This is a genomic window from Microbispora siamensis (assembly GCF_016863095.1).
GTDB lineage: Bacteria > Actinomycetota > Actinomycetes > Streptosporangiales > Streptosporangiaceae > Microbispora > Microbispora siamensis.
In genome coordinates this window covers 76,108-94,271 of record NZ_BOOF01000040.1, presented here as the reverse complement: position 1 = coordinate 94,271, position 18,164 = coordinate 76,108, and the positions used below count along the sequence as shown (strand labels likewise).

At 68.1% G+C, this 18,164-nt stretch carries 21 protein-coding genes and 1 tRNA gene; 5 read left to right on the top strand and 17 right to left on the bottom strand.

Translation table 11 applies throughout. The annotated features are described in order from the left end of the window. Positions 1 to 96: 96 nt before the first annotated feature. The 4 genes from Msi02_RS43560 to Msi02_RS30925 form a co-directional block, all read right to left on the bottom strand. Entirely contained in the window at positions 97 to 1,077 is a 981-nt protein-coding gene (locus Msi02_RS43560; RefSeq protein WP_239108834.1) for an anti-sigma factor family protein, read from the bottom strand. After that, the gene (locus tag Msi02_RS30935; protein WP_256862628.1) at positions 1,074 to 1,586 is read right to left on the bottom strand and encodes a sigma-70 family RNA polymerase sigma factor; all 513 of its coding nucleotides are present in this window, start codon (positions 1,584 to 1,586) and stop codon (positions 1,074 to 1,076) included. The genes Msi02_RS43560 and Msi02_RS30935 overlap by 4 nt, the downstream gene beginning before the upstream one ends. Positions 1,587 to 1,647: 61 nt before the next feature. Beyond that, entirely contained in the window at positions 1,648 to 2,328 is a 681-nt protein-coding gene (locus Msi02_RS30930) for an LmeA family phospholipid-binding protein (RefSeq protein WP_079315412.1), read from the bottom strand. A gap of 202 nt (positions 2,329 to 2,530) precedes the next feature. Then, positions 2,531 to 2,779, bottom strand: coding sequence for a MoaD/ThiS family protein (locus Msi02_RS30925; RefSeq protein ID WP_079315411.1), 249 nt, complete (start codon positions 2,777 to 2,779; stop codon positions 2,531 to 2,533). Positions 2,780 to 3,026: 247 nt separating this feature from the next. Here Msi02_RS30925 and Msi02_RS30920 point away from each other — a divergent pair, with 247 nt between their 5' ends. Next, complete coding sequence (locus Msi02_RS30920; RefSeq protein ID WP_204051489.1) at positions 3,027 to 3,734, top strand: winged helix-turn-helix transcriptional regulator; 708 nt, start codon at positions 3,027 to 3,029, stop codon at positions 3,732 to 3,734. A gap of 41 nt (positions 3,735 to 3,775) precedes the next feature. Here Msi02_RS30920 and Msi02_RS30915 read toward each other — a convergent pair whose 3' ends face one another. Beyond that, positions 3,776 to 5,563: a bifunctional metallophosphatase/5'-nucleotidase gene (locus Msi02_RS30915; RefSeq protein ID WP_204051488.1), complete on the bottom strand. Its 1,788-nt coding sequence runs from the start codon at positions 5,561 to 5,563 to the stop codon at positions 3,776 to 3,778. A 130-nt stretch (positions 5,564 to 5,693) separates the two neighbouring features. On the opposite strand from Msi02_RS30915, the gene mshD reads away from it, so the two are divergent. After that, positions 5,694 to 6,584: a mycothiol synthase gene (gene mshD, locus Msi02_RS30910; RefSeq protein ID WP_079315408.1), complete on the top strand. Its 891-nt coding sequence runs from the start codon at positions 5,694 to 5,696 to the stop codon at positions 6,582 to 6,584. Between the two features lie 55 nt (positions 6,585 to 6,639). Here the strand turns inward: mshD and Msi02_RS30905 are convergent, their stop codons facing one another. The 3 genes from Msi02_RS30905 to dcd all read right to left on the bottom strand — a co-directional run bounded on the left by Msi02_RS30905 (position 6,640) and on the right by dcd (position 8,988). Continuing rightward, complete coding sequence (locus tag Msi02_RS30905; protein WP_204051487.1) at positions 6,640 to 7,638, bottom strand: inorganic phosphate transporter; 999 nt, start codon at positions 7,636 to 7,638, stop codon at positions 6,640 to 6,642. Beyond that, complete coding sequence (locus Msi02_RS30900) at positions 7,639 to 8,256, bottom strand: DUF47 domain-containing protein (protein WP_079315406.1); 618 nt, start codon at positions 8,254 to 8,256, stop codon at positions 7,639 to 7,641. Between the two features lie 156 nt (positions 8,257 to 8,412). Next, positions 8,413 to 8,988, bottom strand: a complete 576-nt coding sequence (gene dcd / locus Msi02_RS30895) for a dCTP deaminase (RefSeq protein ID WP_079315405.1) — start codon at positions 8,986 to 8,988, stop codon at positions 8,413 to 8,415. Positions 8,989 to 9,107: 119 nt separating this feature from the next. On the opposite strand from dcd, the gene Msi02_RS30890 reads away from it, so the two are divergent. Beyond that, positions 9,108 to 9,181: transfer RNA gene (locus tag Msi02_RS30890), tRNA-Gly, on the top strand. Between the two features lie 80 nt (positions 9,182 to 9,261). Here Msi02_RS30890 and Msi02_RS30885 read toward each other — a convergent pair. The 9 genes from Msi02_RS30885 to Msi02_RS30845 form a co-directional block, all read right to left on the bottom strand. After that, entirely contained in the window at positions 9,262 to 10,389 is a 1,128-nt protein-coding gene (locus Msi02_RS30885; RefSeq protein WP_204051486.1) for a tyrosine-type recombinase/integrase, read from the bottom strand. Then, positions 10,386 to 10,613, bottom strand: coding sequence for an excisionase family DNA-binding protein (locus Msi02_RS30880; RefSeq protein WP_204051485.1), 228 nt, complete (start codon positions 10,611 to 10,613; stop codon positions 10,386 to 10,388). Before Msi02_RS30880 ends, Msi02_RS30885 begins: the two co-directional genes overlap by 4 nt. Continuing rightward, positions 10,610 to 12,226, bottom strand: coding sequence for a replication initiator (locus Msi02_RS30875; RefSeq protein ID WP_204051484.1), 1,617 nt, complete (start codon positions 12,224 to 12,226; stop codon positions 10,610 to 10,612). The genes Msi02_RS30880 and Msi02_RS30875 overlap by 4 nt, the downstream gene beginning before the upstream one ends. After that, positions 12,223 to 12,414, bottom strand: coding sequence for a hypothetical protein (locus tag Msi02_RS30870; RefSeq protein ID WP_204051483.1), 192 nt, complete (start codon positions 12,412 to 12,414; stop codon positions 12,223 to 12,225). The genes Msi02_RS30875 and Msi02_RS30870 overlap by 4 nt, the downstream gene beginning before the upstream one ends. Then, entirely contained in the window at positions 12,411 to 13,832 is a 1,422-nt protein-coding gene (locus tag Msi02_RS30865) for an FtsK/SpoIIIE domain-containing protein (protein ID WP_204051482.1), read from the bottom strand. The genes Msi02_RS30870 and Msi02_RS30865 overlap by 4 nt, the downstream gene beginning before the upstream one ends. 86 nt (positions 13,833 to 13,918) lie before the next feature. Next, the gene (locus Msi02_RS30860; RefSeq protein ID WP_204051481.1) at positions 13,919 to 14,224 is read right to left on the bottom strand and encodes a hypothetical protein; all 306 of its coding nucleotides are present in this window, start codon (positions 14,222 to 14,224) and stop codon (positions 13,919 to 13,921) included. Then, positions 14,221 to 14,643, bottom strand: coding sequence for a plasmid replication, integration and excision activator (locus tag Msi02_RS30855; RefSeq protein WP_079315400.1), 423 nt, complete (start codon positions 14,641 to 14,643; stop codon positions 14,221 to 14,223). The genes Msi02_RS30860 and Msi02_RS30855 overlap by 4 nt, the downstream gene beginning before the upstream one ends. Before the next feature lie 117 nt (positions 14,644 to 14,760). Further along, positions 14,761 to 15,450, bottom strand: a complete 690-nt coding sequence (locus Msi02_RS30850; protein WP_204051480.1) for a GntR family transcriptional regulator — start codon at positions 15,448 to 15,450, stop codon at positions 14,761 to 14,763. Between the two features lie 277 nt (positions 15,451 to 15,727). After that, positions 15,728 to 16,012, bottom strand: coding sequence for a hypothetical protein (locus tag Msi02_RS30845; protein ID WP_079315398.1), 285 nt, complete (start codon positions 16,010 to 16,012; stop codon positions 15,728 to 15,730). 349 nt (positions 16,013 to 16,361) lie between these two features. Here Msi02_RS30845 and Msi02_RS30840 point away from each other — a divergent pair, with 349 nt between their 5' ends. Then, on the top strand, positions 16,362 to 17,657 hold the full coding sequence (locus Msi02_RS30840) for an NsdA family TPR-like regulatory protein (protein ID WP_204051479.1): 1,296 nt from the start codon (positions 16,362 to 16,364) through the stop codon (positions 17,655 to 17,657). Positions 17,658 to 17,800: 143 nt separating this feature from the next. After that, a complete protein-coding gene (locus Msi02_RS30835) occupies positions 17,801 to 18,139 on the top strand; it encodes a CU044_2847 family protein (protein ID WP_204051478.1) in 339 nt (112 codons plus the stop codon). Positions 18,140 to 18,164 lie beyond the last annotated feature (25 nt).

Genomic DNA, 18,164 nt, shown 5'->3' with positions numbered 1-18,164 from the left:
AGGACGAGCGTGGCTACGAGGGTCGCGATCCCTGCCATCACCGTCTGCAACCGCAGGCCCGGTGCGGCTGATTCCCGGGGTCAGGTCACGGCGAGGTCACAGCCTGGCGGACGCCAGGACGCGACCACCCGAGTCGGCGAGCTCGATCCGGTCGATCTGGCCGGGCCGCAGCGCCGTCGAGCCTTCGAGGACCATCTTCTGCCCGCGATACTCACCTCTGCCCACGGTCCAGCTGCCGAGGGTCGAGACCGTGCCGTCCTTGGCGACCGCGCGCAGCGTGCAGACCGTGCCCGCCGGGACTCCGGCGATCCTGGCGACGACCTGCGTCCCGCCGTCGTGCGGCACGAGCCGTACGGCGATGCGTACGTCGCCGCTGCTCCCGCGTGCCTCGGACGGCACGGGCGACGCGGTGACGGTCGCTTCTGCCGCCGGCGGCTGGACCTTCCTCGCCACCGCCCCGCCGGACGACGTGGCCGACGGCGCGGACGAGGACACGGGCGGCTCGGGCGACGCCATAGTGAAGAAGGACTTATCGGGTGCTTCCGTCCCCGCCTGGCCGGCCTTGTCCGCCTGGGCCTCGAAGATCTGGCCCTGCTCCGCCTGGTCCTGGGGGGCGCTGCTCGCCTGGGCGGCGGCGGCCGACCCCACCGCCGGGCTCTCCGACGCCTTCTGCGCCGCCGACACCCACGCCGTCCCGCCCGCCGCCGCGACGACGACGGACGCGGCGAGCGCCAGCAGCACGCGGGACCGGCGCCCGCGCCGAGGGGACGACACGCCCGGGGGCGCGACCGCCGCCGAGCCCGGACCCTCGGGCGCATTGGCTGGAACATCCGCGGCCACACTCGCGAAGACATCCGCGAACACACCGTCGAGCACGGCGCGCGGCGGCGCCGCGGCGCGCTCGATGTCCTCGGCCGACACGCGGGCCAGCAGCGGCGGCAGCCCGGACAGCTCGGTTAGCTCCGCCCGGCACGCCGCGCAGGTCTCCAGGTGGGCCTCGACCTCGGCGGTCTCCTCGGCGTCGAGCGCCCCCAGCACGTACGCGCCGAGCGAGATCCGCACCTCCTCGCAGGTCATGGCGCCAGCCCCCGTTCCTCCAGGGCGAGCTTCAGCGCCCGGAGGGCGTAGTAGGTCCGCGACTTCACCGTTCCCGGCGGGATGCCGAGGATCTCCGACGCCTCCTTCACCGATCTCCCCCGGTAGTACGTCTCCAGGAGCACCTCGCGGTGCTCCGCCCTGAGCGAGGCCAGCGCCTCCGCCACCCCCCACGACTCGACGGCCCGTTCCAGCTCGTCGTCGGCGGGCAGCACGGCGAGCGCCTCGTCCCCCGTCTCCTGTGGCCTGGACTTGCGGGCCCGGTGCTGGTCGACGACGAGATTGCGGGCGACGGTGAACAGCCACGCGCGAACCGGGCGTCCCTGGAGCCCGGAGGGATGCCGCCAGGCCCGAAGCAGCGTCTCCTGCACCACGTCCTCCGCCCTGCCCGGATCACCGGTCAACCGCAGCACGTAGCCGTACAGCGGCCCTCCGTGATCCTCCCAAAGTGCGCGTATGAGCTCCTCGTCGGCGGTTCCGGCTGGACTCACATCCTCATCACGTACGCCGGGGCGCGGCGGTTCGAGGGTGTGACGATCGTCACGCGAGCCTTCATCGGAGGGGGACATCGGACGCGGTGCCCTGGACCGCGAGCCCTTCGCTCGTCGACTTCACCCGGGTGATCTTGAGGTTGAGCGGCAGGTTCTTCACCGGCACCGTGAACGAGATGAGCCGCTCGGGGTTCGGCACGGGGATGGCGCCGGCGATCTTCACGTTCGCGGGCGTGAGCCGTATCCCGCCCTGGACCACCTGGATCTTCATGTCGGCGGTGACCGGCACCTGGTTGCCGAGCACGGGCACGTTGCCCGAGACGCGGAGTTTGTCGTCGCCGGCGCCCTCGACCTTGATGCCGCGCGGCGCGTGGGCCGACAGGGTCTGCCGGGAGATGACCACGGTCCCCGTCACGCGGTCGGCCCTGATCTCGGTGGCCGCGGCGTTCTGGATCAGGTCGGAGAGCGGGGCGGTGACGCCGTACAACGTGGCGTCGATGCGCTCGAGCTGGACGCCTTCCCGCTCCACCTTCCCGATGCCGATGCTGATCTCCTCGTACCGGCCCGAGATGGCCTGGGTGAGGAACGGTATGCCCTTCACCTGCACCGACGGCGTCTGCGCCAGGTCGTACTTCGCCTCGATCTGCCGGGCGATCTCACGCTGCACCCCGACCACGGCGACCCGGTCGAGCACGACGAGCAGGATGGCCAGCAGAGCCACCGCCACGACCAACTTGCGCATCCGACCCCTCCGAAGGCGCCTTTGTGATCAGAGTAGTGCCTTGACCGGCAAGATTTGCCCGAAACGAGCGGTGTCCAGAGTGGTGCATCGCAAGGCGGAGGAGGAGCTCGTAGCCGGAGGCTACGGGCGACGACGACAACGCAGCGAGGTGCCGCTCTGGGCGACGCGAGGGGCAAAGATTGACGGGAGAGGCACTTGCGGCTCATCCCCCGGCGAAGGGGGGTAAAACCTCGACCACGGCGCCTTCGGGGAGGTCGATCGTCGCCGGATCACGCGTGCCCACCGGGGCGCCGTCGACGAGGAAGGAGCACCGGCGCAGCACGCGCTCGACGGCCGGGTTCCGCGAGATCCCCGCGAGCAGGTCCCCCAGCGTCTCGGCGTCGAACGGCTCCTCCGGCACTCCGGCGGCCTCCTTGGCCGCCGCCCAGTAGCGGATCGTTCCCCTGGCCATGACGCGCCGCTCCCCTCACTCTCACGTCACCCTTCGGAAGCTCTCCGTCACCGTCACGTTACGGCGGTAAACCACGTGACGTGTTGTTCACACGGGTGACGCACATTGGACGCAAACTTCGTGTGGGCTACCCTACGAATTAATGGACTCGGGCGATGTGGCCCCCGGGTCCTTACGTGTTTGTACGGCTGTCGCGGTTTCCAGTGCTGCAAACGGCGCCGAGCCGACATGGTGCGAGGAGGCTCATGTGAGCAATCTGCTCCTGCTGACCAACGCTCTGGAGCCGTCGGCGGAGGTGCTCCCGGCACTCGGACTGCTGCTGCACTCGATGCGGGTCGCGCCCGCCGAGGCCTCCGCGCTGATCGACACGCCCCCGGCCGACGCCATCCTGGTGGACGCGCGCCGTGAGCTCGTGCAGGCCAAGAGCCTGTGCCGGCTGCTGCGCACGACCGGCGTCACCTGCCCGCTGATGGCGATCGTGACCGAGGGCGGCCTCGCGGCGATGACGGCGGAGTGGGGTGTGGACGACGTGATCCTCGACACCGCGGGACCTGCGGAGGTCGAGGCCCGGCTGCGGATGGCGGTCGGGCGGCTGTCGCTGGCCGCCGCCGACGAGGTCCCCGACGAGATCCGCAGCGGCGACCTGTCGATCGACGAGGCGACCTACACGGCCCGGCTGCGCGGACGCGCGCTGGACCTCACCTTCAAGGAGTTCGAGCTGCTGAAGTACCTCGCCCAGCACCCGGGCCGGGTCTTCACCCGCGCCCAGTTGCTGCAGGAGGTCTGGGGCTACGACTACTTCGGCGGCACCCGCACCGTGGACGTGCACGTACGGCGCCTGCGGGCCAAGCTGGGCGCCGAATACGAGGCGCTCATCGGAACGGTCCGCAACGTCGGCTACCGCTTCGTCCCGGATCGCGGCGAACAGAACGAGGCCGAACCCGCCAGACGCTGACGGCCCGCCCCTGACGGGGCGGGCCATAGCTTTCTCCGTGGCTACCGGATGAGGTTGATCCGGCCGGTGGCCGGCGGGGCGATCGGCGAGTGCGCGCCCATGTAGGCGACGAACGCGTCGATGTCCAGCGGGCCGCTCCACAGGTTCGTGCCCTGGGTGAAGACGGTGAAGCCGTCACCGCCACCGACGAGGAAGTTGTTGGCGGCCACCCGGATCTGCTGGGCGTCGGTCACCGCGGTGCCGTTGATCTTGATGTCGGAGACCCGCGAGCCCACCGGCTTCGTCGTGTCGAAGGTGTAGGTCAGCGACGAGGACGGCTGCAGGATCCGCTGGGTGATGCCGCCCGTCGCCGGGTCGACCGTCCAGATCTGCTGCTCGAGCAGCGCCTTGAGCTGGGCCCCGGTGAGCGTGACGACCTGCATGAGGTTGTTGAACGGCTGCACCTGGAAGGCCTCGCCGTACGTCACGACGCCGTCGCCCTCGGAGCCGCTCTGGGCGTAGGTCAGGTCGGTGCGGACGCCGCCCGGGTTCATCAGCGCGATCTCCGCGTTGCCACCGGCCTTGGTCGCCTCGAGCTGCGCGTCGGCGATCAGGTCGCCGAGCGGGGTCTCGCCGACGTTGCTGCCGCGCCCGATGTTGGCCGTGATCTTGCCGATCGGCTTGTTGGCGACGGTCGAGACCCGGTCCTTCCAGGTCTGGATGTACGCCTCGGTGTCGGGGTCGGGGGCGATCGTGCGGGTCACCACGTTGTTCTTGGCGACGACGCTGGAGCGGATGACGTCCTTCGTCCTGCGGTCGACCCGGAAGTCGATCTGGGTGATCGCGCGGCCGAACGACGAGCCCTGGGTGTAGACGCGGTCCTGACCGGCCGGGTCCTTCACCTTGCAGACGTACGCCTGGTGGCTGTGGCCGCTGATGACCAGGTCGACCTGCGGGTCGAGGCCCTTGGCGATCCGCGAGCCGTTGCCGGGGACGACCGGGCACGAGCTGGGGTCCTGGTTCGGGGTGATGTTGTCGCCCTCGTGGACCAGCACGACCTGCGCCTTGACCCCGTGCTTGGCGAGGTACTTCGACACCTTGTTGGCCGCCGCGACCTCCTCGGTGAACTGCAGGCCCTTGATGCCGGCGGCGGTGACGATGTTCGGGGTGGTCTGGGTCACCAGGCCGATGAACCCGATCTTCACCCCGTTGATCTTCTTGACGTAGAAGGGCGGCAGGGCGTAGTCGCCGTTGCCCTCCTTGAGCACGTTCGCCCCGAGGTAGTCGAAGCTCGTGCCCTTCCACTCGCCCGCCGGGGAGCAGCCGTCGACCGGGTGGCAGCCGCCGTTCATGATGCGGTTGAGCTCGTCGATGCCCTCGTCGAACTCGTGGTTGCCGGCCGAGGAGGTGACCAGGCCGAGCTTGTCGAGCAGGGCGGCGGTCGGCTCGTCGTGGTAGGCGGCGGACAGCAGCGGCGACGCGCCGATGAGGTCACCCGCGCCCACCAGGAGGGTGTTGGCGTCGCGCAGCTGCTTGAGGTGGGCGGCGAGGTAGGACGCGCCGCCCGCGATCGAGTACTTCGCGCCGGCGATGCCGGTCAGCGAGCCGTCGGTGTCGGTGTTCGCGCCGTTCGGGTCGAGGATCCGGGAGCTGGACCCGGTCGGGGGCTCCAGGTTGCCGTGGAGGTCGTTGATGGTCAGCAACCGGACGGGAACGGAGGGACCGGGCTTCTGGTCGTGCTTGCCGGATTGGGGAGCGGGAGATGCGGCGGCCGTGCCCATCGTGAGGGCCGCGACGCCGACCACGGCGGCGCCGGCGACGGCCAGTCGCGTCAGGGATGCTCGGGTCATGACCCTCGACAGTAGAGCGGGGACCTAAGCAGGAAATGGCGCAAAGATAACGATTCAGGGAGGGAACCCATGGCGTCTATTGCCGAAGCCCGGTAGGGGGATCGCCGGACCTTCACCTATCGTGCCAGACATGGACGTACGCGTGGAGATCACGGAACGGCTCGATGACGAGCAGGTGGCGGCGGTGCTCGCCCTGGTGGAGGCGGCCGCCGAGGCCGATGGTGTCGCTCCGCTCAACGAGCACGTGATGCTCCAGGTGCGGCACGGCGGCGATCAGGGTGCGAGAGCCGTACTGCTGTACAAGGACGGAAACGTCGCGGGCTTCGCCCACCTGGACCCGGCGGACCCGGAGGAAGGGCCGAGCGGCGAACTCGTGGTGCATCCGGCGTTCCGCCGGCTCGGCCTGGGCCGGCGGCTGCTGGGCGACGTGCTGGAGGCGAGCGGCGGCAGGCTCCGGTTGTGGGCCCACGGCGACCTGCCCGATGCGGCCCGCCTCGCCGCGAGCGCGGGCCTGACCCGGGTGAGGTCCCTATGGCAGATGCGCCGCCCGCTGTCCGAGCCCCTGCCCGCCGCCGCCCTCCCGGAGGGCGTACGGCTGCGCACGTTCGAGCCGGGACGCGACGAGAAGGCGTGGCTGGCGCTCAACGCGCTGGCCTTCGCCACCCACCCCGAGCAGGGCTCCTGGACGGAGACCGACCTCGAACTGCGGAAGAGCGAGCCGTGGTTCGACCCCGCCGGCTTCTTCCTCGCCGTACGGGGAGACGCGCTGGCGGGCTTCCACTGGACCAAGGTGCACGGCGGCGACGAGCCGATCGGGGAGGTCTACGTGGTGGGGGTCGCGCCGGGCGAGCGCGGCACGGGCCTCGGCCGGGCGCTGACGCTCGCCGGGCTCGCGCACCTGCGCGCGCTCGGCCTCGCCCAGGTCATGCTTTACGTGGACGAGGAGAACAGCGCGGCGGTCCGGCTGTACGAGTCCCTCGGGTTCACCCGGTGGAACACCGACGTGATGTACCGGCGCTGAACGCCGACGGGCCGGTCCCCCGCAGGGGCCGGCCCGTCTCGTACAGGGATGTCCTCTATCCGAGGACGAGGTTGAGGATGAAGTAGCCGATCGCCGCGACGATGGCCGCGGCCGGGATCGTCAGGACCCACGCGGTCACGATGTTGCCGGCGATACCCCATCGCACGGCCGACAGCCGCTTGGTGGCGCCGACGCCCATGATGGCGCTGGTGATCGTGTGCGTGGTCGAGATCGGCGCGCCGAACCCGATGGCCGCCGTGTAGAGGACACCGGCCGCCGCCGCCTCGGCCGCGAAGCCCTGCGGCGGGTCGAGGTGAATGATCCTGCGGCCCAGCGTGCGCATGATGCGCCAGCCGCCGGCGTACGTGCCGAGGGAGATCGCCAGCGCCGACGCCGTGATGACCCACTCGGGGATGCTCGCGTCCTTGGGGACGTACCCTCCGACGACCAGGGCGAGGAAGATCACACCCATCGTCTTCTGCGCGTCCTGCAGGCCGTGGCCGAGGGCCATCCCGGCCGCCGACAGCGTCTGGGCGTACCGGAACCCCTTGCCCGCCTTATGAGGGTTCGCCTTGCGGAAGATCCACAAAATCGCGATCATGATGAGCGCGCCCAGGAAGAAGCCCACGACCGGCGACAGCACCATCGGGATGACGACCTTCTCGACCACCCCGTTCCATTTCACGGCCTCGGTCGCGGCCAGGGCTGAACCGATCAGGCCGCCGATGAGAGCGTGACTGGAGGACGAGGGCAGACCGAAGTACCACGTGATGAGGTTCCACACGATGGCACCGATCAGCGCGGCGCCAACGATGATCAGGCCGTGCCTGCCGTCCGGGGGAGCGATGATCCCCTTACCCACGGTCGAGGCGACCGACGTGCCCAGATGCGCGCCGATGAAGTTCATGACCGCGGCCATGAGCAGCGCCAGCCGGGGCGTGAGGGCGCGGGTCGAGACGGAGGTGGCGATGGCGTTGGCGGCGTCGTGGAAACCGTTCGTGTAGTCGAACACCAGCGCGATGACGACCACGCCGATGACAAGCGCGAGCTCCACTTAGCTTTCCTTGACCGCGATCGACTCGATCGTGTTCGCGACGTGCTCGAAGGCGTCGGCCGCGAGCTCGAGCTGCTCGATGACCTCGCGCATCTTCATCACGGTCAGCGCGTCGTACTCGCCGCTGAACAGCTTCGCCAGCAGCCTACGGTAGACCTGGTCGGCCTGGTTCTCGAGCCGGTTGATCTCGATCCAGTACTCGTTGAGGTGCTGCATCCCGCGCAGGCGCGGCATCGCGTCCGCCGTGAGCTCGGCGGCCCGTTCGAGGACCTCCACCTGGCGTACGACCTCCTTGGGCAGGTGGTCGATCTGGTAGAGGACGATCAGGTCGGCGGCGGCCTCCATGTAGTCCATCACGTCGTCGAGATTCGACGCGAGGCGGTAGATGTCCTCACGGTCGAAGGGCGTGATGAAGCTCTCATTGAGCCGGTTCATGATCGCGTGAGTGCGCTCGTCGCCCGCGTGTTCGCAGGCGCGCATCTTCTCGGCCAGACCCTCCCGGTCCGAACCGTCGCTGATGATCTCGACCAGCAGACGCGATGCGGTGACGAGGTTGTTCGCCGAGTCGGCGAACAAGTCGTAGTAGCTGTCCTCACGGGGCGTGAGACGCAGACGCACGTCGTTTCTCCAGATGTGCGGGGACGGTCCGCAGAGAAGAGTACGGGTTACCAGTGGAAATGCGAAGTTCAGGCCATGCAAGCCCGCTTGTAACCTACTCTTCCCCTTCCCGCTGCCCAGAACGTCTCTCGTAACACACTTGTTGCCCGAGACACTTCAGATCTTGGTGCGGTGGAAGTTCAGGAACGACCTGCTCGGCGTCGGCCCCCGCTGCCCCTGGTAGCGCGAGCCGTACCGGTCCGAGCCGTACGGGAACTCGGCGGGCGAGCTGAGCCGGAACATGCAGAGCTGACCGATCTTCATACCCGGCCACAGCTTGATCGGCAGCGTGGCGACGTTGGACAGTTCGAGCGTGACATGCCCCTCGAAACCGGGGTCGATGAAGCCGGCCGTCGAGTGCGTCAGCAGGCCCAGCCGGCCCAGGCTCGACTTGCCCTCCAGCCGCGAGGCGATGTCGTCGGGCAGGCTGATCACCTCGTACGTGCTGGCCAGCACGAACTCCCCCGGGTGCAGGATGAACGGCTCGTCGCCGTCCGGCTCCACCTGCCGGGTGAGGTCCGGCTGCTCCATCGCGGGGTCGATGTGCGGGTAACGGTGGTTCTCGAACACCCGGAAGTAGCGGTCCAACCGCACGTCGATGCTGGACGGCTGGATCATCGCCGGGTCGTACGGGTCGAGCTTCACCCTGCCCGACTCGATCTCGGCACGGAGGTCACGATCGGAAAGCAGCACGGGTGCAAGGCTAGTGGGCCCCCTGACCGGCGGGTATCGGGGATCTTCGCGTCGGGACTGCAGGAGCACGCCCCGGATCCGCTACAGTAGGGGCAGCGACGGGCTCCACAGCCGGTCACGCGGGTGTAGTTCAATGGCAGAACATCAGCTTCCCAAGCTGACAGCGCGGGTTCGATTCCCGTCACCCGCTCCACGTACGAAGGCCCAGGTCAGGAGCAGATTCCCGACCGGGGCCTTGATTGTTTTCGGGGTCATTTCGATCTTCCGTGCCCGTTACGTGCCCGATCCGTCTGGATCTTGCTTGCTTAGCGCCTCCGCGGCGAGCTTCCCGAGCGCGTCGGCGATGGCCCGGTCCCGCTCCATCGCGGTGTGCTGATAGATCAGCGCGGCCCGCGTGGTCGAGTGCCCCATGCGGTTCATCAGCTCCCGCAGAGTCGCGCCGGACTGCGAGGCGAACGTGTTCCCGGTGTGACGGAGATCATGGAAGTGGAAGCCGCTGAGCTTCGCGTCCTTGAGTGCCTTGCTCCATGTCCGGGTGAAGTTCGCCCTCCGGAGCTGGGCACCCTTCGGCCCGACGAAGACGAAGCCCTCATCCCCCGCTTCGGCGTACGTCTCCAGATGCGCCCGGAGGTCGGGGAGCAGCACGGCCGGGACGCTCACGATGCGCTTGCCGGCCTCCGACTTGGGCGGCCCGATGGTGACCGACCCGTCCTTGAGTTCGGTCGTGGTCCCGGTGACGCGGATCGTCCCGGCCTCTGAATCAACGTTCTTCCGCTTGAGGGCCGCGAGTTCGCCCCACCGCAGGCTCGCGAAGGTCGCCAGGAGGATCAGCATCCGGTATCGGGGATCGATCGCGTCGGCCAGGGCGAAGACCTGCTTCATGGTCAGCACCGGCCGTTCCGGCGATTCCTCCTTGCCCGCTCCCTTGATCTTGCAGGGGTTCGACTTGATCAGCCCGTCCTCTATCGCCGTGTTGAAGATCGCCTTGAGCAACCGATACGCCTTCGCCACGGTGACCGCCCCGACGCCGCCGTCCAAGAGGCTCTTGCGCCACTTGCGCACGTGCGCCTCCCGGATCTCGTTCACGGCCTGATTGCCGAAAGACGGGACCAGGTGAAGGCGAAGCAGCCCCTCGTAGAGCTGTGCCGTCTTGGGACGCAGGCCCGGCCGCTCGTCCACCCAGGCCGCGCCGTACTCCTTGAAGCTGACCTTGCCCCGGTCCGGGTTCAGCCAGTCTCCCGAGTGGATCTCGGCTTCTTTCTTGGTCAGCCAGATGTCGGCCTCACGCTTGGTGGCGAAGGTCGTGGGCGCGGGACGGTCGAGGCCATCAGGCCCGGGATAGCGCGCCTGGAACCGGCCCGAGGGGAGTTGCCGAACACGGCCGAACCGCCGCTTGCTCATGCCGCCCTCCCGGCCCTCGTGGTGATGGGCGGCACCATGCCAGCGGCGATGAATTCGTTCAGCACGGATTCGGGGATGCGCACCTTCCTTCCGAGGCGGACGAAGGTGATCCGGCGTTCCTCGATGAGCCGCCGGGGGAAACGCTCGGTCGTACCGAGCCGTTCGGCGACCTCGGCGACCGTGAGCAGGCGGTCAGCTTGTGGCCTCGCCGGGGTCTTGCTCATGCTGCCCTCCCTTCAGTTGCCGAAAGTTCTTGGCCGTCTCCGAGTGCCTGGAGTTGGTTCATGTGGTTGCGCCAGCGCTGGCGTTCGTGGACCGAGCGCAGGAGCCGGACGCCGATGGGGGCGAGGTCGGGATCACCGGGCTTGACCGGTCGCCAGACGTAGCGGTGGGGATCGACCGGCTCGTCTTCGACGCCAAGGGCTTCCAGGACCCAGGTACGGCGGTCCTGCTTGTGCTCCGTCAGGGTCTTGTTCGACCACTTCCGGGAGACGAGGACGCGTCGGCCCGCGTAGCCGAGGTGATCGGGCTTGTGCGCCTTGCCCTTGCACCGGCCCGGGGCCATCCCCGGCTTGGCGCCCTTGGGCTGCACCCCGTACCGCAGCCAGTTCGGGCAGGTCGGCGAGCACGGCTCGAACCGCAGCGCCTCCAACAGCCGTTCGGCATGCGCCTTCCGGCGTGGGTCATCGGTCCCGAGCGCGTCACCGAGGCTCTTGGTCAGGTACTTCGACAGGTACTGAATCAGTTGGTCGGCGTCCGGCGTTCCTGCGAGCACGCTCTGAATGTCGAGCTGGTCGCCGAACCGGAGCACATGCAGGGGTTGCGCGTCCTCGTCGGCGTCGAGAGCGTCGAGGGCCTGTTCCCAGGTCGGCAGGACCTCCCCGGTGTCGGGGTCGAGGTAGCCGGCCCCGTCCTCCCAGACCGGCAGGTGGTCACCCTCGAACCGCACGTCATCAGTCGAGGGCCACCACACCTGGTGATACGTAGCGGCGATGATCTGCCGCAGCTCCGCACGCGGAAGCGTGCCACGGATCGCCATATGCAGGTGTGGCGCGAGCCGCTTCTGAGGCTCGACGGTGGCGAAGTACTGCACGTCATAGCCCGCCACTCGGCGGAGGTTCTGCACGAAGCGGTCCACGAGCCTGGAGAAGTGCAGCGCATCCCGGGCCGCCCGCGCGTAGTCGTACCGGTCCGGGTCGAGCGGCGCACCCTCCAGCACCCGCCCATAGGAGGGGAGCGTGAGCGTGACGAACATCGACGGCCGGTAGGTCTTGCCGTCCGAGCCGGTGAAGGTCCGCCCGAGCGTGGTCTTGGTCATCTGCCGCCTGGGCAGATCCGGGGCGTCCTGCCGCCGCTTGGTCGAGCGCGAGCGCTTGCCGGAGGTACGGCCGACGACGTTGCCGCGCATCCCGGCCCGGTTGATCTCCTCGTCGAGTTCCACGATGGCGGCGTCCAGGTCGGTGGTGTCGCCGCCGGCCTTTTCCACCTCATCCCGCCACGCCTGGGCATCGGCCCGCAGCTCCACGAGATGCCGCTGATACTCATCGGCGTTATCGGGCAGGTTGACCGGCTCGGCTTCCAGGTGCCAGCCCTCCCGGCACTGCGCCCGCCGCAACTGGCGATTCCGCTTGGCACACGGCGGGCACTTGCTCTCCAAGGTGGCCCCGCAGGGCACGTCGATGACCTCAACCTGTCCGGTGAGGATGTCCTGCCGCCGGAGCGGGACCGGGCGGATGCACACGCCGTACTGCTTGGCGATCTCTTCCACGACCTCGCGGGCCAGCGGTTGAGCCATCCGGACGGCGCGTGGTGTGGAGCGGTCGTGCGGGTTGGTCACCGGTCACCGTCCCACGCGCTGAGGGGGTCGAGGAGGTCGGCCGGGCCGAGGCCGTCGACCATCACGGAGGCTTTCTCGCCGCACTCGTGGCACTCGACGATGCCGCGCACCGGGTCGAGCCACAGCACATCGAGAGCGCCGCAGCCCGAGCAGCGCAGGCCGTCGAGGATGTGAGCCAGGCGCATCATCGGCCCACCCCCGCGAACTCGGCGACCATCGCCCGGATATCGGCATCCGAGACGTACGCGGCACGCACCCGCACCGGATCAGGACTGGTTTCGAGCCGGACGTAGCCGACGCCCGCGCCCAGCTCCGGGACCGGTGAGATGTGGTCGGCCAGGGCTCCGCGGTCGCGTGCGCCGTCGCCGAGGACCATGTCCACCTGTTCCGACTCGTCCAATCGGAGGGCGATCTTGTCGGGGAACAGGTTGCGGATGTTCATGACCTCCTTGCGCGGGTCCTGGAGCGCGGCCATGGCCCCGACACCGACCGCGCGCCCTTGCGTGGTCAGGGTGGCCAGGGCCGCAGTGATGCGCTGCCTCAGGTGCTTGTCGGGCTGGTAGGCGGTCAGGAACGCCACCTCATCCACGAGCACCAGGACGAACGGGTCAGCGGGCGTGGGTGTGTGGGAGCGCTGGAGGCCGGCGAACCGGTCGGCCCGCTCCTGCATCACCGAGACCGCCTCATCGAGCAGGTCGGCGCACTCCTTCGGATCGGCCGCATACCGCCCGCTGAACAACGCCCGCCCGAAGGACAGCTCCATCCGCTTTGGGTCGAGCGCCCAGACCTGCACCAGCCCGGCCCGCATCGCCGGGAGGAGGCCGCGGATTGTCGACCACAGGTAGGAGCCCTTACCCGAGCCCGTGGCCCCGGCGATCAGGACATGCGTGCCGTGGACCTTGAGCCGCAAGGGTGTGCCGTCCTCGCACCGCCCTATCTCGACCGGCCCGACAGAGGCGACCTCGGGCACCGGAAGCGCGGGCAGGGGTTCGGCGAGCGGGTCACGCCGGGGGAAGGTGAGCACGAGCCGCCCGGCCCGAGCGACGGCCACACGGCAGGAGGGGGAGCCGAAGCCGTGGGCCAGGTGCTCGATACGGTCGGCCCAGTCGGTGACGGCCTGGCCGTTGAGCATCTTCACGCTCACGCGGTCGGCCCACCCGTCGCACTCCACCCGCACCAGGCGGGGCAGGTAGTCGCGGCCCCGGATGTGCCGCCCGAGGCCGGAGACGACCATCACGGGTTGCCAGTGCCGCCGGTAGACGGCGAGGAGCCGCCACCAGGCCAGCAGGGGCCAGCCGACCAGGCGCAGGAACGAGGCCCGATCCAGCAGCAGCCACGACAGGCCCGCCGAGGGCAGGAACCCGGCCATGACCAGGGCCAGGCGCCAGCCGTACAGGGTCCAGATCACCCCGAAGCCGACCGGCACGGCCACCGCGACCGGATGCCGCACGACCAGGCGGACCAGGCCCGCGAGCAGGCGCGACAGCCAGATCACGAGGGTGACGATGGCGGGGGTTCGGACGACGGCCGGGCGGAAGACCACGGCGGTGTCTGGTGTGGTGGAGACGAGATTGCGTGCCTCGTCGCCGGGAAGTTTCTTGAACATTAGGCTTGGTGTCCTCTCAGGCATTGGCGTGTGTGAGAGATCCCGGGGGCCGCTGGAATGCCAGTTCCAGCGGCCCCGCTCCTGTGTCAGGCCGCCGAGTCGGTGGCCTGGGCGTGTTCGGCGTGGAGGCGCTCGCAGTCGGCCAGGTACCGCGCGGCGGCGTTGAAGATCTCCCGGGCGATGTCCAGGTCTGCGGCGGTGACCGGCCCGGCCGCCCCGGTGGTCGAGACGGTCACGTCCGCCTCGTCGGACTCCAGGACCAGGTACGGCCGCCCGGATTCCAGCACCCGAGCACGCGCCCGAGTGATCGAGGCGTAGAACGAAATCCCGATACGGGGACGCTCACCGGGGTCGATCGACATCGATAGGTGCGTGTACGGCCGCCAGTTCACGCCGCCGCCTCCTTGCCGCCCGCGTGTCCGGACTTGGCCCCACCCGTCCGAGGCGGACGCATCTCCCGAACGCGGATGGAGTAGGCCAGGCGGCCGTTTCCGTTGACGTACGGGGTAACGGTGACGCCGTCGAACTCGACCGGCGTGAAGGGCAGGCCCGCGACCGGGGCCGGGGGCACCGGCTGGACGGGCGCGATGATCTTTACGGCGACGGTCTTCTGAGCGGGCTTGACCTGGGGGTCGGCGTCCATGACGGCGATCTGCCAGACCAGTTCGCCGCTCTGCTTGTCCCGCGCCTGCACGAATCGGCCGTTGGTAGAGGCGTCGAAGTCCTTGACCGCCTCCACCTCACCGACGAGGTAGCAGCCGTGCGGGAAGACCATGTCGAAGCTGACGGGGATCGGACCTTGTAGAGCCATCAGGCATCTTCCTCCCTCGACTGATAGTCACTTAACCTATCGAGTGCCTTGAGCATAAGAGAGCCCACTTGCTAGGTCAAGTGCCTAAGCTAAGTGGGCTCCGAAGGTGAGGCGTTCCTACCCGATGGGATAGGCATCCTCTAGCTCGTGACGGTCGGCAGGCAGCACGACGGCCAGCACGGCAAGGGGCCGGCCACCGGGGTCACGTACAGCCGCATAGACGTCGAGGACCGGCGTGTTCTTGGGCATGCCGAGCTGCTTGACCTCGTCAGGAGTAGGCATCCGTGCCGTGATCTGTTCGATGACGTGATCGAACCGGACGCCCTTACGCGCCTGGATATGCTCGCGAATGCCCTGGGCCAGCGGCTCGGCGCTCGTGAGGTTCGTCCCCTCCGACAGGTCGAGGGGCAGCCACAGCGAGACGACCTCGGAAGCCTCGTCGCCGCGTGAGACCAGTCGGCGACGGAGGAACGCCTTACTCTTGGGTGACAGGTCGAGCAGAGCGGCGATCCTGTTTGGTACGGCTACTGCGCCGACTTCCAGCAGTTCGGCCGAGGGCGTTTCGGCGCTGGTGAGGTAGGCGTGGCCGGGCCGGGGTTGTTCGAGCGAGGCGAGGGCAGGGCGGCCCCGTACGAAACGGCCCTTGCCCTGCTGAGACTCGATCCAGCCCTGTTCCCGAAGCACGCGCAGGGCCGCCACGACGGTCGGACGGGAGACGCCGAACTCATTGATGAGCTGATTCTCGCTCGGCAGGAGGGTTCCGGGAGGGTAATCCCCCGCTTCGATACGCCGCTGAAGCGTCTGCACAAGCTGTGCATACTTCGGAGGCACGGACTCTAGAGACATCACGACCGTCCAGCAGCCGACAGGTTGTTTTACCAAGTTTGAGCCTAGACCGGCTCGATGCTTCTGTCACCTCGTTTGGCTGCACTCGCAGTCCAGGAGGAGAGGTCCGGCAGGACCACACGGGGGGACACGGGGGCGAGTCACTGTGGCCCTGCCGGAGATCAAGGGCGCGACGAGGCAGGGATTGATGGCTGTCGACCGCGCCCCGCCGTCGACTCACTGCCTCGCCGCGCCCGCTCTAACGGCAGATGTAGGCGGCTATCGCCTTGGCGGCGCCCTCCAGATCGGACACCGGGTGCCGCCTGCCTGCCGAGTTCCATGAGTAGTACTGGCCGCCGTAGCCAACGAAGACCCACACGGGCATGCCCCGCCCACTTGGCGGGTTGACCATCAGCGCCGTGTTGTTGTCGCGCAGCTCAGCGTTGATGCTGAGCCGGGTCAGCGCGTCACGCAGTCGGATGAGCTTGTCCGCCTCGTCGCTTCGGTTCATGTAGGCCACCGCCGCAACCTCGATCGGGTTCATGTTCCGCTCCCTTCGGCCCGGCCGTTTCCGAGGCAGTCGAGGCACTCCCGCTCCCCACCCGAGTCGCGATCGTCACTGGTTTCGCCGCCGACGACGAGCTGACGGCGTGAATGGCACTGCTTGGTGCCACGTCCCCGACACGAAGGACAGGGTCTTGCCTCGCTGTTCTCGTCTGGCCGGGTCACCGTCGCCATCTCCTCGTTCATCCGGCGTTCCCTGTGGCGGGAAGCCGCTTGACGTACCGTGGTTAGTTGATGGCAAGTCCACCGGCAAAGCGAGCGCGATAGGACCCCCGAAAAGCCCCCCTCTTAACCCCCTGATGACCCCCCGACGGGAGGAAGACCCCGAGATGCCAGACAGCATCCCGAATGTCCAACTCCGCGCATGGCGCAACGCGCAACAGCTCACCCGCGCCGAATTCGCCGAGCGGATTAACCGGACCCCTGTGGGCATCAAGGAACGCCTCGCCGTCGATGAAGAACGCATCAGGCGATGGGAGGCCGGCGAAGTCTCCTGGCCCCGCGCCCCGTTTCGACTCGCGCTGACGCAAGCCACCGGACTACAGCCCGAAGATCTCGGCTTCTCCCCCACAAAGAGAGGCAACGGCAATAGCCGCCTCATCGAGGCACACGTCATGCCGGTCGACGCGCTGCGGGCCGAGGCCGACCTGTACGGCACGATGGAACTCGCGCAGCAGCTCCAGGCGTCCGACGTCGGAACCGGCACTCTCGAAGCCCTCGCCGAAGCCGTCGACCTGCTGTGCCGCGCCTACCCGGTTGTTCCCGCCGCGACATTGCGCGACCGGACACAAAAGCGCCTCGCCCAGGTGACCCGGCTCCTGTCAGGCAGGATCACACTCGACCAGCACCGCGAATTGCTGGTCATCACCGGATGGCTTACCGCCCTGCTCGGCTGCGTCCATTACGACCTGGGCGAGCGCGAGGAAGCCGAGACGGCCCGCCAGGCCGCCTACGAGATGGGCCGCCAGGTCGGACATGGCGAACTCATGGGCTGGGCACACGAGATGTCCGCATGGTTCGCCCTTGTCGAAGGCCGGTACGAGGACGTTGTCACCGCCGCCCGCCAGGGCCAGGCCCTTGCCGGCCAATCCAGCGCACAGGTTCAACTCACCTTGCAGGAAGCCCGCGGCTTGGCCCGAATCGGCGACCGCCGCGAAGCCGACAAGGCACTCTCACGCGGGGCCGACATCCTCGCCAAACTGCCGATCCCCGAAAACCCGGATCACCACTTCGTGTTCGACCATGCCAAGTGGGTGTTCTACGCCGCCACCGCCTATACGTGGCTGGAGGACAACGACCGGGCCGAGGAACACGCACTGGAGACGATCCAGATGCACACCCGCCCGGACGGCACATCCAACGCCCCCATGCGCGTCGCCGACGCTCACATAGATCTCGGCATCGTCCACGCCCGACGTGGAGACCTTGACGCCGCCGTCGAGCAAGGCATGGCCGCGTTCGACATCGAACGCAAGTCCCTCACCGACCTCGTCAACCGAGCCGGAGACCTCGACCGAGTCCTACGCCAGCGCTACCGACGCGAAGCCCTCGCCAACGATTTCCATGAGCGTTATGCAGCCGCTCGCCAAGCTCTCACGTCCTGTCGTCCAGACTTGCTCGACTGAGTCGGTGATAGGTGGAACTCCCACGGACATGCCATCAAGGCGACCCTCTCATTTCGCCGAATCTAACATCTCTAACGGGAAGAAGCTAGGGCTAGAAATCAGACACACAGACCCTCATCATGTCCATAAAAAGTGGAGGTCACATGCAAACCCTCGTTCCGACGCGGTTAGGCAACGTCGAGGTCTTCGTAGAGGCCGTGCCCGTCCCCGGTAGTGAACCCACATCGGCGCTCGACAATCAAATGGCGCGAACAAAAGAAATGTTCAAACGCGCCCAAGAAGTTATCGAACAAGTTGCGATTTCAGCAAGCGAATTACGGGATCGGATATCTGAACACGCACGCAAGCCTGATCAGATAGAAGTTCAGTTCGGCCTGAAATTCTCAGCCCAGGGACACATTATTGTAGCGAGCGCATCATTAGAGTCGTCCCTAACAGTGAAAATCATCTACGGGGACACTGCCTCATCGAACGACGATTAACAGCCATACCATCCTCCCGGGACAG